Source organism: Flavivirga abyssicola (assembly GCF_030540775.2).
Lineage (GTDB): Bacteria > Bacteroidota > Bacteroidia > Flavobacteriales > Flavobacteriaceae > Flavivirga > Flavivirga abyssicola.
Genome location: NZ_CP141266.1, coordinates 4322212 through 4340094 on the forward strand (window position 1 = coordinate 4322212; position 17883 = coordinate 4340094).

The window sequence follows — 17883 nt, forward strand, 5'->3', positions numbered from 1 at the left end:
AATTTTGTAGTTATCTTAAATTTTAAGATTTACTTTTAAAAATTAATTAGACATTCAATAAAAAATCGAAAAGAATAGCAATCCAAATAAAGTATAATAAAATATTATTTGAACCTACGAAAGCATTGAGCTATTTAATAAATCTGCTGTGCCAACTTTCACTTGCTGGAACCTCCCAGTTTTCTTTAAATTCTGAAATATTTGTTACTAAATTATTGAAGACAATAGTATTTTTAGAAACCGCTTTATCCTTTGCCATTTTCTTAAAGTCAACAAGGGGCTTATATGCAATATATTCTCCTTGTTTATAAGATACATTCATTTTGTCCATTAAATCGACATTATACTCTTTTTCTAATTGTTGAATAAAATGAACTGAGGCATCAATAGAGCAACCTGTTGCATTATTCAAATTCTGATTTAAACCTATGATTATAAATCGTTTATACTTTATTAAATGTCCTGCTTGCAAATCACTTCCGTGGGCAGTCCAGTTTTCAATAAACATATTTAGTTTTGATTGAATGTCTTCTATCTCTTGCTCTGTAAATGAGCGATTAGCCTGGTATATCCAAACTCGTGATTCTTCTGGTAATGTATTGAAATTTACTAGCATTTTAGTCAATTAAATAAAGTGGATTCCTATTTGCTCTGCAATTAAAACTATAAATCCTGAGCATTAGCTACCAACTCAGCAATGTCCATAACAGCCACATCGGCTTCTTTTTCTTTCGCTTTAACACCATCTGTCATCATGGTGTTACAAAACGGGCAACCAGCTGCAATAATTTCCGGCTTAGTTTCTAAAGCTTGTTCGGTACGCTCAACATTTACTTCTTTATCACCTTTTTCGGCATCTTTAAACATTTGAGCGCCACCAGCACCACAACATAAACCGTTGCGTCTACAATTTTTCATTTCAACGAGTTCTGCTTCTAATTTTTGTATAAGTGCTCTTGGTGCTTCATATACATTATTGGCTCTTCCTAAATAACACGGGTCATGAAATGTAATACGCTTCCCTTTAAATTGTCCGCCTTCTATAGTTAAGCGCCCGTCATCCAACAACGTTTTTAAAAACTGCGTATGGTGCATAACCTCATAACTGCCTCCTAATTCTGGGTATTCATTTTTTATGGTATTAAAACAATGCGGACAGGCCGTTACTATTTTTTTTACTTCATAGGCATTTAAAACCTCTATGTTGGTTACTGCCTGCATTTGAAATAAAAACTCGTTCCCTGCTCTTTTTGCTGGGTCTCCTGTACAACTTTCTTCGGTTCCTAATACTGCAAATTCAACATTGGCTTTGTTTAATAGTTTAACAAATGCTTTTGTTATTTTTTTTGCTCTATCATCAAAACTACCTGCACAACCCACCCAAAATAGTACTTCCGGTTGTTTGCCTTGAGCCATAAATTCTGCCATTGTTGGCACTTTTAGTAATTCGCTCATCTTTTATTTTGATTTTTTGTATGATACACTTTAAGCATAAGTAAACTATTCATTTTTCCAATTTAATCGATCCATTTGATTGTACGGCCATGGTGCACCATTGTTTTCAATATTAGTCATCATATTATTTAACTCTACTGGGGCAGCAGACTGCTCCATAACTAAATAACGACGCATCTCTAAAATGATTGATAGTGGATCTATACTTACTGGACAAGCTTCTACACATGCATTGCATGAGGTACATGCCCAAAGCTCTTCTCTTGTTATATAATTATCTAAGAGTTGTTTTCCGTCTTCTACAAACTCACCTTTATTGGTATCAATATTTTTACCAACTTCCTCTAAACGGTCTCTGGTATCCATCATGATTTTACGCGGTGACAACTTCTTACCTGTTTGATTTGCTGGACACTCACTCGTACAACGTCCACATTCTGTACATGTATACGCATTTAACAATTGAACCCAATTTAAATCTTGTACATCACTTGCTCCAAACTTAGCAGGCACGTCTCCTTCTGCTTCTTCTGCTGGAGCTGCAAACGGATCAACATTAGGGTCCATCATCATTTTAACTTCTTTTGTAACAGCCTCCAGGTTATCCATCTGCCCTTTGGGCTGCAATTTTCCATAAAATGTATTTGGAAATGCTAATAGGATGTGTAAATGCTTCGAGTAGTAGAGGTAGTTTAAGAAAACTAATATACCTATAATGTGTACCCACCACACGCCTCTTTCAATAAAATGTAATGTAGTATCTGAGAGACCACTAAACCAAGGTGCTATAAATTGACTCATTATATTACCTGAATTCATATCCTGAAAATGAACATCCGTAGCGTTCATAACTAAAAACAGCGTCATCAATACCATTTCAAAATATAGAATATAATTCGCATCATTTTTTGGCCAGCTCGTCATTTCCGATTTCCAAAAACGCTTCAATTTTATAATGTTTCTTCTAATCCAAAAAAGGGTTACAGATACAAAAACCAAGACTGCTAATATTTCAAAAGCACCTATTAAAACGCCATATAAACTTCCTATTGAAGCAAAAACACGATGTGTACCAAATAAACCATCAATAATGATTTCTATAACTTCTATATTAATGATTATAAAGCCAACATATACTACAAGGTGCAGAAAACCAGCAATAGGACGACGTACCATTTTACTTTGCCCCAAGGCAATCATCGTCATGTTTTTCCATCTCTGTGATTTATTATCACTAATATCCACATCACGACCCAACTTAATATTTCTGGCAAGTTTTTTTACATTCTTAACAAAAAAACCAATACCACTTATTAGTACAATAGCAAAAAGAATATTAGGGATATAATGCATACAGTTTATTTAGTTTCTTCCTCTTTATATGGAATTTCTTTTTTTGATAAAATTCTGAAATAACGCTTCGGGTGTAGTTTGATATCTTTTAGCAACGCTTCCATTTCTTTAGTTGCTCCTTCCAAATTATTATATAAGGTTTCATCTTTAAGCAATTTTCCCATAGAGCCTTCTCCTTTATTAAGAGCTGCTAACATACCATTTAAATTGTTAAGCGTTTTATTTAAAGTCTCTACAGTCGTACCTATATTAGCATTTTTTAATTCGGTACTTAAAGCTGCCAAACCGTCACTGGTTGTTTTAAATTTTTCAAGAATACTAGCTAAATTCTTATCGTTTTTAGAAAGCACATTATTAACTGTATTAGACGTTGTTTTAAAGGATTTTAAAGTTTCGTTTAATTCTTTGATAGTACTTTTTAATCCTGCTTCAGAGTTATCATTAATAAACTCATCTAAACTCGTAAATAATGTATCTGTAGCCCTTAATGTAGAATTTAACTCACTACTAATTCCCGAAAAGTTTTTTGAAAGACTGGATACTAAACCTGCTTCTACCTCAGATTTTAAAACATCTCCAGATTTTGCAATCTCACCATCTTTAGCTAATATTATGGCAATGGCATTCCCTCCCATTAAACTAGTTTCATAAAGTCTAACGACACTATTTTTAGAAAACTTCAACTCTTCATTTACAAAAAATGATACTCTGGTTTTTCCTGTTTTAAAGTCATAAGTAATGTCTTTAACTTTCCCTACAGAGTTACCTCGAACTGTAACTACAGACGATTGGGTCAAGGCATTGTAATCAAACTCGGTATAATAAACATTATTAGAATCGAATAGATTTTGACCTTTTAAATAATTAAATCCAAAAATAAATAGGATGATTCCTAATATTAATAAAATGCCCGTTTTAACTTCTTTTGATATTTTCAAACTAAAATGTATTAGAAAACAAATTTAAAATAAATTTGAAAGAAACCGCTTAATTGGTAGCTGTTTTTAAAGCGTCAACTAATGCTATCTTTTCTCCGTTTTTAAAAGCTACTATAAAACTAGAAGTATATCCTTTCTCAGCAGCTTCTGCTTCCAAGCCTTTTATTTTATCATAATTGGATGAAGCTCCGTAAAAATATTTGTAAACATTCCCATCCTTTAAACGAGAAACACCTTCTAGTCCCTTAAAGTTATAGGGCTTTGTTTCGAGGGGGTTAGCGCCTGCAGCAATCTGAACTTTAAAAATGATATCGCCAGTTATCGTTTCAACAGGTTTTGTTGTATCATTTACAACAGAATAATCGTTTACATTTTCATCTAAGCTGTTTTTATATTCTAAAATAGCCTTAACTATAGAGTTAGATATTTGTTGTTGTCCTTTTTTTGAATTTAAATAGGCCCCTTCTTTTTTATAGGATAGAAACCCTGTTTCAACTAAAACACTTGGCATAACCGTTTGATGTAAAACAATAAACCCTGCCTGCTTAACTCCTCTGTTTTTACGTTTTAATGAATGTGTAAATTTATTCTGTATTAAACTCGCCAACATAATACTTTGGTCTAGATACTCTTCTTGACTTAGTAAAATACTCATAACGGATTCTGGTGAATTAGGATCGAAGCCTGCATAATTTTTTTCATAGTCATTTTCAAGAAAGATTACCGAATTTTCCTTTTTTGCTACTTCAAAATTTGTTTCGTTTCTATGTGTTCCTAATACAAATGTTTCTGTTCCGTGGGCTTGGGATTTATGTGAATTACAATGAACAGACACGAATAAATCTGCATTAGCTTTATTTGCTATCTGTCCCCTAACAAACAAATCAATAAACACATCTTTCTTTCGTGTATAGATTACTTTAATGTCAGGATTTTTTTCAAGTTGCTTCCCTACTTCCAAAACAATCTTTAAGGCAATATCCTTTTCTTTATAACCATTACCTAAATTACCTGGATCATGTCCACCATGGCCTGCATCTAAAACAACAACAAACTTTCCATTACTAAAATCCTGATCTTTTTTAAATGAAGAAAATGTTAATACTATTATAAAGGATACGAAAAGTAATACTCTGTGCGTTTTCATGTGGTATATAAATTTATTTTAATCGAAAACATGCAACAACCTATACTATTTATTATTGTTTTGACAAGGATACCGATAAAGGCTTTAACGATTAAAAAACTCAGTTTATTTTAATTTTAAATTTTTAATTGATTATTAAATCAATCACAGAAAAATATATGTAATTTTGGCTTTTCAAAAACCGAGCCATACTTTTACAAAAATACATTTAAAAGCGTTGCATACAAACAACTTTAAAATACTTTTTGCACTAAGTTTTACAGTGTTTATTAACACGTTAAGCTTTGCTCAAGATATTCCCAAAAAGGGTAAAACCATCAACCGAAGCCTTAAGGATAGTGTTGTTGTTAAAACTGATAGTCTACTTATTCCTGAAATTTCTGAAAAAACTCAAGATTCTACATTAACAGATTCTGTACCACCTAAAAAAGAACTTTTAGAGCACACAGTTACCTATCATGCAGATGATTACACGAAATTCAATCAAAAAAAACAAAAACTCTACTTATACAATAATGCCAAGATTGACTATGGAGATATGAATATTACTTCTGGTAATATTGTTATTGATTATACTAAAAATACAGTATATGCTAAAGGAATAACAGATTCTATTGAAGGGTATACTCAAAAACCTGTTTTTACCCAAGGAAGTAATGTTGTAGAGCCCGATTCAATTATTTTTAATACTGAAACAAAAAAGGCACTTATATTTAATTCTAAAACGGAACAAGGTGAAGGGACGGTAATTGCTCAAATTACAAAGAAAGAGAATGATTCTGTTTACTTCTTAAAAAATGCTAAATATACAACTGCTGAAGATCTTGAAGACCCCGAGTACTATATAAAACTTAGAAAGGCAAAAATTGTTCCTGGTAAAAAAATAGTTACGGGATTAGCCAATTTATTTATATATGATGTCCCGACTCCTATTGGGGTTCCATTTGCTTTTTTTCCACAAACTGAAACACACACATCTGGGATTATAATACCCACTTTTGGTGAGCAAAATGATCGTGGGTTCTTTTTACAAAATGGCGGATATTATTTTGCTATTAATGATTATGTAGATTTGGCCGTTATAGGAGATTATTATACGAATGGTAGTTATGGTATGCGCTTAGAAAGCACCTACTCTAAACGTTATAAATTTAGAGGTAATTTAGGTTTTAGATACGAAAGCATAATTAATAGTGAACGTGGTTTTCCTGACTATTCTAAAAGTACTATTTATAACATTCGTTGGTCTCATAGTCAAGATGCTAAAGCAAACCCTAATTCGCGATTTTCTGCTTCGGTTAACTTAGGTAGTAGTACCTATTATCGTTCTTCTGTAAATCAAGTCAATACTGGAGCCTTTTTAAATAATTCTTTGTCATCATCTGTATCGTACTCTAAAACATTTCAAGGAGAGCCTCAAGTAAATTTTAGTTTAACGGCAACGCATTCGCAAAACACCAATACTGAAGTAATAAACATGACGCTTCCTACATTTCAGGGGAGTGTTGGCAGAATGTACCCTTTTGCCTCAAAATCCGGGTCTAAAAAAGGGATTATTCAAAATATGAACTTGCAGTACAATATAAGAGGGGAAAATAGAATTCAAACAACCGATGAATTTTTCTTTAAAAAAGAAATGTTTGATGATGCCAGTGCTGGTTTTCAACATTCAATTCCATTAAGTACAAATTTCAAAATATTTAAATATTTTAGCCTTAGTGCTTCTACTAATTACAATGAAGTCTGGACTTTTAAGACTATTGACAAAACTTACGATGTTGTGGAACGTAATTTTGTAAACGATACTATTAAAAAGTTTGATGCTTTTAGAACTTACAATTTCAGTACTAGTATAGGTACAACTGTTTACGGAATGTTTGATTTTGAAAAAGAAGGTAAAGACCGAAAAATAAAAGCTATTAGACACGTTGTTAGACCTTCTGTTAGCTATAATATAAATCCTGCTTTTGACAAATATTATGAAAATGCCGAAGTTGTAAATGCTGATGGTTTGACCGAAGGAGAATTGGATGTTATTTTAGATAATGTGAATTTAGAGTATACGCGTTTTCAGCAAGCGTCTATTTTTGGAACACCTAATAAAAACTTCTCAAGTTCTATGGGTATATCTCTATCTAACAATCTAGAAGCCAAAGTTCGTGATAAGGATAGTACAGCCACAGAACCCAAAAAGGTGGTTTTATTAAATAATCTGAACTTTTCTACTTCTTATAATTTTGCTGGTGATTCGCTGCAATGGAGTCCAGTTAGAATGAGTGGTGGGACACAGCTGTTTGATGGCAAAATGAGCGTGAATTTTGGTGCGACTTTAGACCCTTATGCATTGGACAATAATAACAATAAAATTGACAAATTTAATATTGACAATGGCGGTAGTCTTTTTAGGCTAACAAGTGCAAACCTAACGACTAGTTGGTCTATATCCAGTAAAAAAGGAGGCAAAGAAAAAGATAAAAATCTTGAAGAGAATTTGCGAAGCGGAGGACGTGCGGATGATCTGTTTGGTGTTTCTGAAGATTTTGCTAACCAACAGATCGATAGTAAAAAGGATGATGATAAGGATAAAGCCCCAAGCGAACATTATAATTATAAAATTCCTTGGAATTTGCGTGTCGCGTATGCCGTAAACTATTCAAATTCCAGGCGCCAGGATGAAATTTCCTCGCATTCTCTTATGTTTTCTGGTGATATAGAGTTATCTCCCAAATGGTCTATCGGAGCTTCTTCGGGTTATGATTTAAAAAATGCTGGGTTTACTTATACGCAACTACGTTTTGAACGTGATTTACTAAGTTGGCGTATGAACTTTAGTTGGGTTCCTTTTAGTTCAAGAAGTTCTTGGAATTTCTTTATTGGTATTAAATCAAGTATTTTACAAGATTTAAAATATGAAAAACGCAGACAGCCAGATATTCAACTCTAGATATTAAGTTTAAATAAATTATTATACGGTTTTTGCTTTCGCGGAAATGAAAAATATATTTTTTATGAAAAAGATAATTACTACACCCAAAGCCCCTGCTCCTATTGGTCCTTATAATCAAGCTGTGTTAAGTGGCAATACATTATATACTTCGGGACAAATTGCCTTAAATCCAGAAACAGGAGTGCTTATTTTAGATGATATAAAAACTGAAACGGATCAAGTCATGCAAAATTTAAAAGCAGTTTTAGAAGCGGCAGATATGACTTTTGAGCATGTTATTAAAACATCTATTTTTATTAGTAATATGGACAATTTTACTCAAATTAATGAGGTTTATGGTAGCTTTTTTAATGATGAAACTGCTCCAGCTCGTGAAACTGTACAAGTTGCCAGACTTCCTAAAGATGTTAATGTGGAAATTAGCATGATTGCTGTTAAGTAAAGGTTTACGTTTTATTTATTATTTACTTTTCTTTGCGCGTCCAAAGAAAAGTAACAAACCTGCCTGCCATGCCTTTGGCTTGGTAGACCGGCAGGCAGGAGAAAAGACGCCCCTTCGATAGGAATTTCTTCTCTTGGCTTACGCTTGAGAAGAACCAAGCACAAAACTTCGACGTCGCGCCAATGCACCATCCAATGCTATGCTCCTGGGTTTCGAAGCTTTTGTCCTTTATTCTTACGAAGGGTTAGGGCTTGCCTGATGGCCATTTCTTAACGAGCTCTTAAGTCGAAGAATCTTTCTTAGAGTATTTAACTAATAACTCTTTTAGTCTATCTGTTTCTATTGGTTTTGCCAAAAACTCATCAATTCCTGCTGATTTTGCGTGGTTAATGTCTTCTTCAAAAGCACTTGCAGAAACAGCAATTATAGGAGTCTTATTTTTAATATATTTTTCAGTGGCTTGAATAGCTTTAGTTGCTTGGTAACCATCCATATCTGGCATATAAATGTCCATAAAAACCATATCGAAATCTAAAATTTTATATAAATCTACAGCTTCAATACCGTTTTTTGCAAATGTACAATCGGCTCCTTGTCGCTCCAGTAAAAATTTAATTACCTTTTGATTCATGCGGTTATCTTCTGCAACTAAAACACTAAATTTATCTAAAAGGATAGGTTGTTGCTCAGTATTCTCTGTTTTTATATTCAATGTCTTTTTTAACTGTAAACTAAAGTAGAAAGTAGATCCTTCATTTTCCTTACTTTCTAGCTTTAAATCACCGCCCATTAATTTTACTAATTGATGTGAAATGGAAAGCCCAATTCCTCCTCCTTTATAATACCGCATCATAGATGCATCATATGGGCTTGTAGCGTTATTGAAAATGCGTTTAATTTCTTCTTGCCGCATGCCTACACCCGTATCTTTAATATAAAATGTAACTATTTGATCTTCATCAATACTAACCGTTTGATCGACTATAATGGATATCTTTCCTGAATTTGTGAATTTTATAGCATTATTAATCAAATTTATTAATACCTGCTGAATCCTCGCCGAATCTCCTAAAACAGAAAATGTGTCTTTTTCTTCATGCAAGAACTTAAAATCGAAATCTAAACCTTTTTCCCATGCTTGATATTCAAAAACTTTAAAAAGATGAAATAAGTCCGATTTTAAATCTATTGCCAATAAATTTAATTGAAGGTTTCCTATTTTAACATCTGCATTATCAGTTACCATATTTACTAATTGCAATAGGTGCTTTGAAGAATATTCTGCAATCTCAACCTGTGCTTTTTGGTCACTATCAAGATTCGTTTGCTTCAACATATTCAGCATCCCCAAAACAGTACTAAGCGGTGTACGAACTTCATAACTCATGTTTGACAAATAGATTGATTTGTGCTCAATCATTCTATCTGATTCCTTCAAACTCGCTTTCAACTCATTAATACGCAAATTCAAATTTGATCGTCTGGTATCATTTTTTAATTGATTCTTAAAAAAATACTGAAGTACAAAAACCTGAATTATCGTTAAAAAAAATAAGAATAGAGTTATGGTTTCTAAACTAATTTTCTTTTCAAGAAATAAATAACCTCCTAACAAGATTGTGAGAATAGAAATAAAAATAAAGAAAGATAATATCCTTCTTTTTTTTATGGATTTAAAAAACTGTGAGAAAAAGCTCATTTGTTAGTAAGTTTTAACAAACTTATTCAAATTATATCAAACTTTATAATTCCTTTATTTTTTTATTTCTCTAAACTTTATAAGTGCTTCTTTTTGTAGACTAATATTAATAAGTATTAGACATCTTATTAAAATAACAAAGTTAATTTTATAAGCTTCATAATATCTTTAATTATGACACATATTAAGAAGCTACAGGTACTATCTACTTCCCAATTAAGCTTTACATGTAAAGGAAATTCATCATTTCACAATAAAAACAATGGATACTCAGTAATAAGAGAAAAATATTCTTTTAGGCATCTGCATTTAATGATTTTTTATCTAAGATGATATATCATTAAAAAGGTTGTGCAAAAAACAATAAAGTTTATAAATTCTTAGTATGAAAAGATACTAAACCTTCTATAGGCCTTCTTTCAAAATTACCAACGGTGAATCCCATCTCTTGGGCTACTTCTTTTATTTCATCTTGAGAAAAGTACGCTATAGACCCTGCAAAATGAACGGGTACTGTTTTTAGTTCTTCCTTATATTGCATAATCATATTAGTAGCAAATAATCGTATGCCTTTCTTTATAAGGTTTATTGTATATTCTGAATCTTTGTGTAAAAACATAAATTCAGCAAAGTTGGCTAAATATGCATTAGGGTTAGGCTGCTTATATAGATTATACTTAATATAATCAGACTCCATGTTAAATTTGCTACCAAAAGCAATTTTAACATCTTCTGGCATATGATTAAAGTAATAATCTCTAATAAGTTGACGGCCATAATAATTACCTGAGGCATCATCCATAACAGAATAGCCTAAAGAGGTAACACGTTGCTCTAATTGCTCACCATTATAGTAACTACAATTCGATCCTGTTCCCAAAATACAAACTACTGCAGCTTCCTTATCGTGGTTAATTGTAGAATAAACCGCAGCCATAGTATCTTCATTAACTTCTATATGGGCATTAACAAATATATTTTGTAACACGCCTTTTAAAAGTTCAACAGGCTTTTCTGTACCGCAACCAGCTCCGTAAAAGAAAATATGAGTGACATTATTCTTATGTTTTTTTAATAAACTATTTGATTTAATTATCTTTTTAAGTTTCTTCTCTTCCAAAATAGCAGGGTTTAGCCCTTTGGTGCGTATCTTTTCTAGTAATTGATTTCCATTACCGTCTACTGCTATCCAATCAGATTTTGTAGAACCACTATCAACAATTAAAATCATAAGTTTTTAAATAAAAAAAGTCCACAGAATCACTTTATTAATAATAAGGCGATTCTGTGGACTAAATTAATAATTTATATTGAACCAATATGTTGAGCTAAGTCAACTAATTTAGTTGAATAACCATACTCATTATCATACCAAGATACCAATTTAATAAAGTTATCATTTAATGCCATACTTGCGTTTGCATCGAATGTACTTGTTTTTGGTTCTGATACGAAATCTTGAGATACAACACCTTCTTCTGTATATCCTAAAATACCACTTAATTCGTTTTCTGAAGCTTCTTTTAAAGCTGTCTTAACTTCATCAAAAGATGCTTTCTTTTCTAAACGACATGTTAAATCTACTACAGATACATCAACAGTAGGTACTCTAAAAGCCATACCTGTTAATTTTCCATTTAATTCTGGAATTACCTTTCCTACTGCTTTTGCAGCTCCTGTAGATGCTGGTACTATATTGTTTAAAGATGCTCTACCTAATCTGTAATCTTTTCTTGAAGGTCCATCAACTGTAAATTGTGTTGCAGTAGCAGCATGAACTGTAGTCATTAAGCCTTCTGCGATACCAAATTTATCGTTAATTACTTTTGCTAAAGGTGCTAAACAGTTAGTTGTACAAGATGCATTAGATACAATAGTATGATCTGCTGTAATTTCGTTATGATTAACGCCCATTACAAACATTGGTGCATCAGCAGATGGTGCTGAAATAGCTACTTTTTTAGCGCCAGCTGTAATATGTTTTTGAGCGCCTTCTAGATTAGTAAAGATACCTGTACAATCTAAAACAACCTCTGCTCCAACGGCATCCCATTTTAAATCTTCTGGGTTACGCTCTGCAGTAATTCTAATTTCATTACCGTTTACTACTAAGTTACCATTATTTGTTTCTATAGTTCCATCAAACTGTCCGTGAACAGAATCGTATTTTAATAAATATGCTAAATGGTCAACATCTAGTAAATCGTTTATTCCAACTACTTCAATATCTGGTCTAGAAGCTGCTACTCTGAAAGCAATTCTTCCAATTCTTCCAAATCCGTTAATTCCTAATTTTAATTTTGACATAATCTTATTTATAAATGTTAAGTGCTCATAATGTCTGATACACGCAATAATTCTAAGTTAATTTTTGACTTTCCTTTTATGGCTTTTTCTAATGGTGTTAATTCTACTTTATTATCTAACAAGCCTACCATGTAATTAGTTTCTCCTTCTAATAAAGACTCTACCGCCTTTACTCCCATTCTACTGGCCAAAACACGGTCGAAACATGATGGTGCGCCTCCACGCTGCATATGACCTAAAACGGAAACACGCACATCGTAACCTTCCATGTTTTCGTCGACATAGTCTTTTAATTCGAATATGTTCTTACCAATTTTATCGCCCTCTGCAACGATAACAATACTTGAAGTCTTACCCGATGTTCTGCTTTTATTCAATGATTCTACTAATCTATCTAATCCTAAGTCTTCTTCTGGGATCAAGATTTCTTCAGCACCACCTGCTATACCTACGTTTAAAGCTATATGCCCTACATCGCGCCCCATAACTTCAATAAAGAATAGTCTGTTATGAGAACTCGCTGTATCACGAATCTTATCTATAGCATCGACTACTGTATTTAAGGCTGTATCGAATCCTAAAGTATGAGAAGTTCCATAAATATCATTATCTATCGTACCAGGAATTCCCATTACTGGAAAACCAAATTCCTGATTAAAAATAAGAGCTCCCGTAAAAGAACCATCACCCCCAACAACAACTAAACCATCAATATGAGCATCGATTAATTGCTTGTATGCTGTTTTTCGTCCTTCTTCTGTTCTAAATTCTTTAGATCGTGCAGATTTTAATATCGTTCCTCCTTTATTTATAATGCCTTTTACGCTACGAGCATCCATAGGCTTAAAATCACCTTCAATCAATCCTTCGTAACCACGATAAACACCTACACATTCTATCTCATGGTAAGCACATGTTCTTACTACTGAACGAATAGCTGCATTCATTCCCGGAGAATCTCCTCCAGAAGTCAAAACGGCTAGTTTTTTTATTGCTTTTCCCATCAAAAATTATTATTTACGTGTAAAATTAATAAACAAAACGCACATATCTATAAGCATTTATCTTATTTTAATTGCAGTTACCAAACTATAACGTTTTAGTTAATAAAAAAATACGATTTGCTACGAAAACAGTTATAAATAAAGCAAAAAAACAGTAATTTATTTTTGAGTAGAGGGTTTTACTGTAATAAAATCCGGTAATGCATTAGCATCTATTTCTTGAGTTTTTTCTTCTGGGATTTTCTCTTCTTTTTCAGGTTTTTTAAAGAACTTTTGAAGTAATTCTTTAAAGGTATCAAAATCGACACTATATGAAAGTCCTATTCCTTGTGTGTATCCTATGTCTTCACCAAAATTTCTAATACTATTTTCTCTATTAAATACTTTCGCTGTTAGGGTACCTTCTTCATTTAAAAGAAAATCAATTTCTACATCTCCAGCAATAACAGTTTCGGTAGCTCCTGCCCCACCAACAGGGACTCCTACTTTTCCATTTATAAGTACACGGTCACTAATTTGTGTTTGTATGGTGGCAACAACTCTATTATCTGTTTGATAATCTGGTCGGTTTTGACCAGCTTCATAATTGACGCCCAGATTAAGTTTACTATCACCATTTCCAAAAATACCACTAATAATACCATTAAGTCGCTCTGCTATGGTTCCTGAGAAATTCAATTCATTTAATCCTCTGGAGAATGACCCTGTGGATATTAAATACAGGGCTTGGTTTTGTTTATCGTCTGCAGATTCTAATCGATATTGAAGCTCTGATTTAATTGTTGAGTTTACATTAGGAAATTCAAAACTAAAATCCGGATCTGGTTTTTCTAAATTACCTTTTAAGCTAATATTTAATTCAACAGGAATGCTTCTATTAATTGGATTATCTAATAGTGGCGAAGGGTTAGCTTGTGTTTTGTAAATAGCATTCATATCCATTATAGCGTTTAATGGATCGCCATTCCATGCCAACGTTCCACCAGGTTGTACAATAAATTCTTTTTGAATTAATCCGCCATAAGCAAAATTATATACGCCTTCAAATACAGAGAAATCCCCCCACATATTAAATTTACCATTCGTATTAATTTCGACTAATAAACCACCTCTACCGCGCCCTTTTAATGAATGTCCTGTGTTTTTATCAATAATAATCTCTACTTCGGCTTCTTCTGTAAGGTCTAAATCGAAATCTAACTCCAATCCTTTAATTTCATTAAAAACAACTTCTTCTCCTTTTTTTCTAGCCTCTTTTTCATCTTTTGTTATAAAATGAATAAAAGAATTATCTCCAAAAGACTCAGCATCACTAAGTGGTATTTTAAATACTGTTCCGCGTTTGGTTGCTCCTACTACATCTATAACTAATTCTTCTGTAGGTCCAACAATACTTGCTCTACCTCCTACAAAACCAGTACCGTAATACAGAGCATCTTCTGTTTCTTTAGTATCTAGCACCAACAATCGGGGTGTTTTGAGGTTTAAACCTAAACTCCACTTAGAAAAATTTACATGATTTAACGAACCGTTAAGTTCTCCTTTTGAATTAAATTTAGTATCTCTTATTTGAATCTTATTAAAAATGAAACTCTGATTTTTTAAAGTCACTGACGCATTACGCTTAAAATCATAATCTACGTTAAGATATGGAATACCAAGCCCTGCATCGTTTAAGGTTAGATCTCCATTAATATCTGGATGCTTAAGCCTACCTATTACGTTTACATCTCCAGAAACTTTTCCTCGTATATTAGTTAAAACACCATCCAATAATGGATTTAAAGGCACTAAATTAAAGTCGTCAAAGTTTAAATCTGCGTCTATTTTTGCATCGTCTCCTAAAACACTTATGTCACCTTTTGCACTAAATGATCTTGAAGTATCATTTTTAATTGTAACATCCAACTTATAATTCGTAAGTGTTTTGTTACCTGTAATGGCTGCATCAAAAGAACCTAATAGAAAATCATTAACCTTAAAGTCATCAATGATAACAGAAGAGTTTGGTAAATAATTGCCATTTTTTTGAAGTATATCTAATTTTCCATTTACATTACCTGCTAATGACAAACTATCTATATCTGGAGTTATTTTAGCTAAATCAACATTTTTAAAGCTTAGCTTCAAATCTTTTTCTGTAGAATCTCTTAGAATACCGGAAAGTTTAATCTCTTCATTATTATGGTTAATTCTGAGTCTATCAATATCGAACTTAGTAAAGCCTTTATTGAATGCTATTTTATTAAATCTATCTTTATTCTCATTAATAAACCACTTATTGTTTTTAATGGTGACATCAGATTTTTTAAAGCCTATAACGGATTCTTTTTCTTCATTAATAGTATGATAAAAACTTAAATTATAGCTATCATTATTTCGTTTACCTCCTTTAAACTCAGAACGCATAAACAAAGTATCATTAACGGTTACATTAATTAAATTGAATTTAGAAACATTATAATGCTTTGTTTTTAAACTATCTACTTCTATATAGGTATTGAAAAGCGGATTACTATTATCAACTTGCAATTCAATATGACTAGCAAAATTATCCAGCAATCTGATTTTTGGAGATTTAAACGTAAGTTTAAAGTTTTTTTCGTCGCTTTCAACCCTACCACGTATAAAGGTGTTTTTACCAAGTTCGATTTCTGGATACACGACTTCAATAATCTTATTATAAATTTTGAAATTAAAATCGATACTTTGATTTGTTGCCACTTCATGCGGTTCATAATTGGTGTAAATATGTCCTAATGAATTTTCGAATAGCTTCCTTAAATCTTTAAATACAAAACGCCCTTTTAAATCACCTTCAATAATGTCTGGTGAATTAAATTCTATAAATCTCGTGGCTCCTTCAAATCGAGAAAGTACATCTAACTTATTAAAGTAATAATTATCATTCTGATTTTTATAAGATGTATTCCTAAACGAGATTTTCCCATATGCATCATCATAATTACTGGCATTCATATTCATTCTTACACGACTTCTAAATATGGAAAGACTATCTTTTTTCACAAAGTTTAGTGCTTTTAAATTCGCATAATCAACATTAGCCTCAAAATCATACTTCTTAATAACTTCAGAAAAATCCACAAGTCCGGCAAAACTCATTTTTAAGTTTTTATCGTTTACTGTCAGGTTTCCATCAAAAATTTTGTTTCTAACATTTCCAGCAACCTTTACCCCTTTATAGTTGTAATTGTTATAATCAACATCAAAAACATCTCCTTTTACCTGTGTATTAACATTCTCTGCGATAAACCCTTTACCGTTTACATCAAAATTTAGAGACGCATTTCCAACTGCCGGATCATTAAGAAATGTACCAAAATCAAATTCTTCAAAAATGATATTTCCTTTATAGGAAGCGTTATCGATGTCATTAATTTTTGTTATTTCTAAATTAGAGTCAACAAAACCTAATTCGGTCACTATTTCTATATCTGCAATAACCGTAGAACTTGTTACTTGAGAGTTTCCTACTATAATAAACATGCCAAGTCTATTAAACGACGAGGGTATGGCGTCTCCTAGAACGTTTGGCAATAGCCCTTTTAAATCTCTATATGTAGAAGAAAGGTTTCGAAAATACCCGTTCATATAAAAATTGTCATTTTCTTTATTAAACAAATTTTTGAAATTGATGTCTCCATAAACCCTAGTATTCCTACTGGTATTCAATTTTAAATTTGTTGTTTGCAGGTCGTTTAAAGTACCTGATAAATTGACACTAAACTTGGCAGATTGATTGGCGCCAAATTCATTGTAGAATGTATTAAGTTCATCTAATTGAACATTAGAGTCTTTAAAACTTGCAGAAACCAAAACTTTATCTGTAAAGAATTGCAGATCTTTTCTATCATAAGAAAACTTTAAATCTCCATTTAAAACAGACTTAGGTGTTTTTATTTGAAGATTTGCAAACGTCATATCTTTTAATGTATATGCAAAATCTGTCATTAAATTTTCCATAACCAAGCCTCGGCTATCAATAAGAGACAACGTATTAATTCTAGCACTTACATCACTTCCTTTAATTAAAAAATTGGTTGCATTAATGTTTAGGTTATTAAAATGAAGCACATTTGTGGTTTCTCTATTTTCATCAGATAGATTAAAAATACCGTTATAAATAGAAACATCGCTAGAGGATAGTAGAAAACTTCCATCTCCTTTTGTTGGGTTGTCTCCTTCTAGCTTAGCAACAAAAATATCTAGATTGGTATCTCTTGAACCTTCATAGGTTTTAATATTAAAAACCAAACCTATAATGTCTATATCTCCGAATTCTAATTTACCATTAGATAAATTCCCATAATTTAAAATAGACGTATTTAATTCGGTGATGTTTATAAGCGTATCTTTCTTATAATCTTCTATGTAAATATTTTTTAGTTCAACATCGCCATTAAACTGTAAACCAATCTTATCGATGTTTATATTCGTACCAAAATCATTGTTGATTCTTTTCGTAGCATAATTCCCCAAACTGGTTTGAATTGCGGGTATAGAAAGCACAAGCACCAAAATGATGAAAAGCAGCAAAATAATGCCCACTATTTTTAATACTATTTTAAAG

12 protein-coding genes are annotated in these 17883 nt (G+C 32.1%); 2 read left to right on the forward strand and 10 right to left on the reverse strand.

The features are described from left to right. Positions 1 to 130: 130 nt before the first annotated feature. Genes Q4Q34_RS18120 through Q4Q34_RS18140 form a run of 5 tightly spaced genes read right to left on the reverse strand, consistent with a single transcriptional unit; the run spans position 131 to position 4893 of the window. Complete coding sequence (locus tag Q4Q34_RS18120) at positions 131 to 616, reverse strand: ABC transporter ATPase (RefSeq protein ID WP_303317830.1); 486 nt, start codon at positions 614 to 616, stop codon at positions 131 to 133. Between the two features lie 47 nt (positions 617 to 663). After that, entirely contained in the window at positions 664 to 1455 is a 792-nt protein-coding gene (locus Q4Q34_RS18125; RefSeq protein ID WP_303317831.1) for a (Fe-S)-binding protein, read from the reverse strand. 45 nt (positions 1456 to 1500) lie between these two features. Next, complete coding sequence (locus tag Q4Q34_RS18130; protein WP_303317832.1) at positions 1501 to 2808, reverse strand: (Fe-S)-binding protein; 1308 nt, start codon at positions 2806 to 2808, stop codon at positions 1501 to 1503. 5 nt (positions 2809 to 2813) lie between these two features. Continuing rightward, positions 2814 to 3746, reverse strand: a complete 933-nt coding sequence (locus tag Q4Q34_RS18135) for an MlaD family protein (protein WP_303317833.1) — start codon at positions 3744 to 3746, stop codon at positions 2814 to 2816. A 49-nt stretch (positions 3747 to 3795) separates the two neighbouring features. Further along, entirely contained in the window at positions 3796 to 4893 is a 1098-nt protein-coding gene (locus Q4Q34_RS18140) for an N-acetylmuramoyl-L-alanine amidase family protein (RefSeq protein ID WP_303317834.1), read from the reverse strand. Positions 4894 to 5059: 166 nt separating this feature from the next. Here Q4Q34_RS18140 and Q4Q34_RS18145 point away from each other — a divergent pair, with 166 nt between their 5' ends. Together Q4Q34_RS18145 and Q4Q34_RS18150 are read left to right on the forward strand one after the other, a co-directional pair. Further along, positions 5060 to 7837, forward strand: coding sequence for a putative LPS assembly protein LptD (locus Q4Q34_RS18145; RefSeq protein WP_303317835.1), 2778 nt, complete (start codon positions 5060 to 5062; stop codon positions 7835 to 7837). Between the two features lie 64 nt (positions 7838 to 7901). Next, positions 7902 to 8282: a RidA family protein gene (locus tag Q4Q34_RS18150; RefSeq protein ID WP_303317836.1), complete on the forward strand. Its 381-nt coding sequence runs from the start codon at positions 7902 to 7904 to the stop codon at positions 8280 to 8282. Positions 8283 to 8562: 280 nt separating this feature from the next. Here Q4Q34_RS18150 and Q4Q34_RS18155 read toward each other — a convergent pair whose 3' ends face one another. The 5 genes from Q4Q34_RS18155 to Q4Q34_RS18175 all read right to left on the reverse strand — a co-directional run bounded on the left by Q4Q34_RS18155 (position 8563) and on the right by Q4Q34_RS18175 (position 17849). Beyond that, a complete protein-coding gene (locus Q4Q34_RS18155; protein ID WP_303317837.1) occupies positions 8563 to 9669 on the reverse strand; it encodes an ATP-binding protein in 1107 nt (368 codons plus the stop codon). Between the two features lie 682 nt (positions 9670 to 10351). Further along, positions 10352 to 11212 carry an N-acetylglucosamine kinase gene (locus tag Q4Q34_RS18160; RefSeq protein WP_303317838.1) on the reverse strand — a complete coding sequence of 287 codons (861 nt, stop codon included), beginning with the start codon at positions 11210 to 11212 and terminating at the stop codon, positions 10352 to 10354. Positions 11213 to 11286: 74 nt separating this feature from the next. Continuing rightward, complete coding sequence (gene gap, locus Q4Q34_RS18165) at positions 11287 to 12288, reverse strand: type I glyceraldehyde-3-phosphate dehydrogenase (protein ID WP_303317839.1); 1002 nt, start codon at positions 12286 to 12288, stop codon at positions 11287 to 11289. Between the two features lie 17 nt (positions 12289 to 12305). Next, on the reverse strand, positions 12306 to 13292 hold the full coding sequence (gene pfkA, locus Q4Q34_RS18170) for a 6-phosphofructokinase (RefSeq protein ID WP_303317840.1): 987 nt from the start codon (positions 13290 to 13292) through the stop codon (positions 12306 to 12308). Between the two features lie 159 nt (positions 13293 to 13451). Continuing rightward, positions 13452 to 17849, reverse strand: a complete 4398-nt coding sequence (locus Q4Q34_RS18175; RefSeq protein WP_330444558.1) for a translocation/assembly module TamB domain-containing protein — start codon at positions 17847 to 17849, stop codon at positions 13452 to 13454. Positions 17850 to 17883: the final 34 nt, after the last annotated feature.

Coding starts and splice junctions, on each gene's coding strand:
- Q4Q34_RS18120 (WP_303317830.1), bottom strand. CDS start 616: ATGCTAGTAAATTTCAATACATTACCAGAAGAATCACGAGTTTGGATA.
- Q4Q34_RS18140 (WP_303317834.1), bottom strand. CDS start 4,893: ATGAAAACGCACAGAGTATTACTTTTCGTATCCTTTATAATAGTATTA.
- Q4Q34_RS18160 (WP_303317838.1), bottom strand. CDS start 11,212: ATGATTTTAATTGTTGATAGTGGTTCTACAAAATCTGATTGGATAGCA.
- gap (WP_303317839.1), bottom strand. CDS start 12,288: ATGTCAAAATTAAAATTAGGAATTAACGGATTTGGAAGAATTGGAAGA.
- pfkA (WP_303317840.1), bottom strand. CDS start 13,292: ATGGGAAAAGCAATAAAAAAACTAGCCGTTTTGACTTCTGGAGGAGAT.
- Q4Q34_RS18130 (WP_303317832.1), bottom strand. CDS start 2,808: ATGCATTATATCCCTAATATTCTTTTTGCTATTGTACTAATAAGTGGT.
- Q4Q34_RS18150 (WP_303317836.1), top strand. CDS start 7,902: ATGAAAAAGATAATTACTACACCCAAAGCCCCTGCTCCTATTGGTCCT.
- Q4Q34_RS18155 (WP_303317837.1), bottom strand. CDS start 9,669: ATGAGTTATGAAGTTCGTACACCGCTTAGTACTGTTTTGGGGATGCTG.
- Q4Q34_RS18125 (WP_303317831.1), bottom strand. CDS start 1,455: ATGAGCGAATTACTAAAAGTGCCAACAATGGCAGAATTTATGGCTCAA.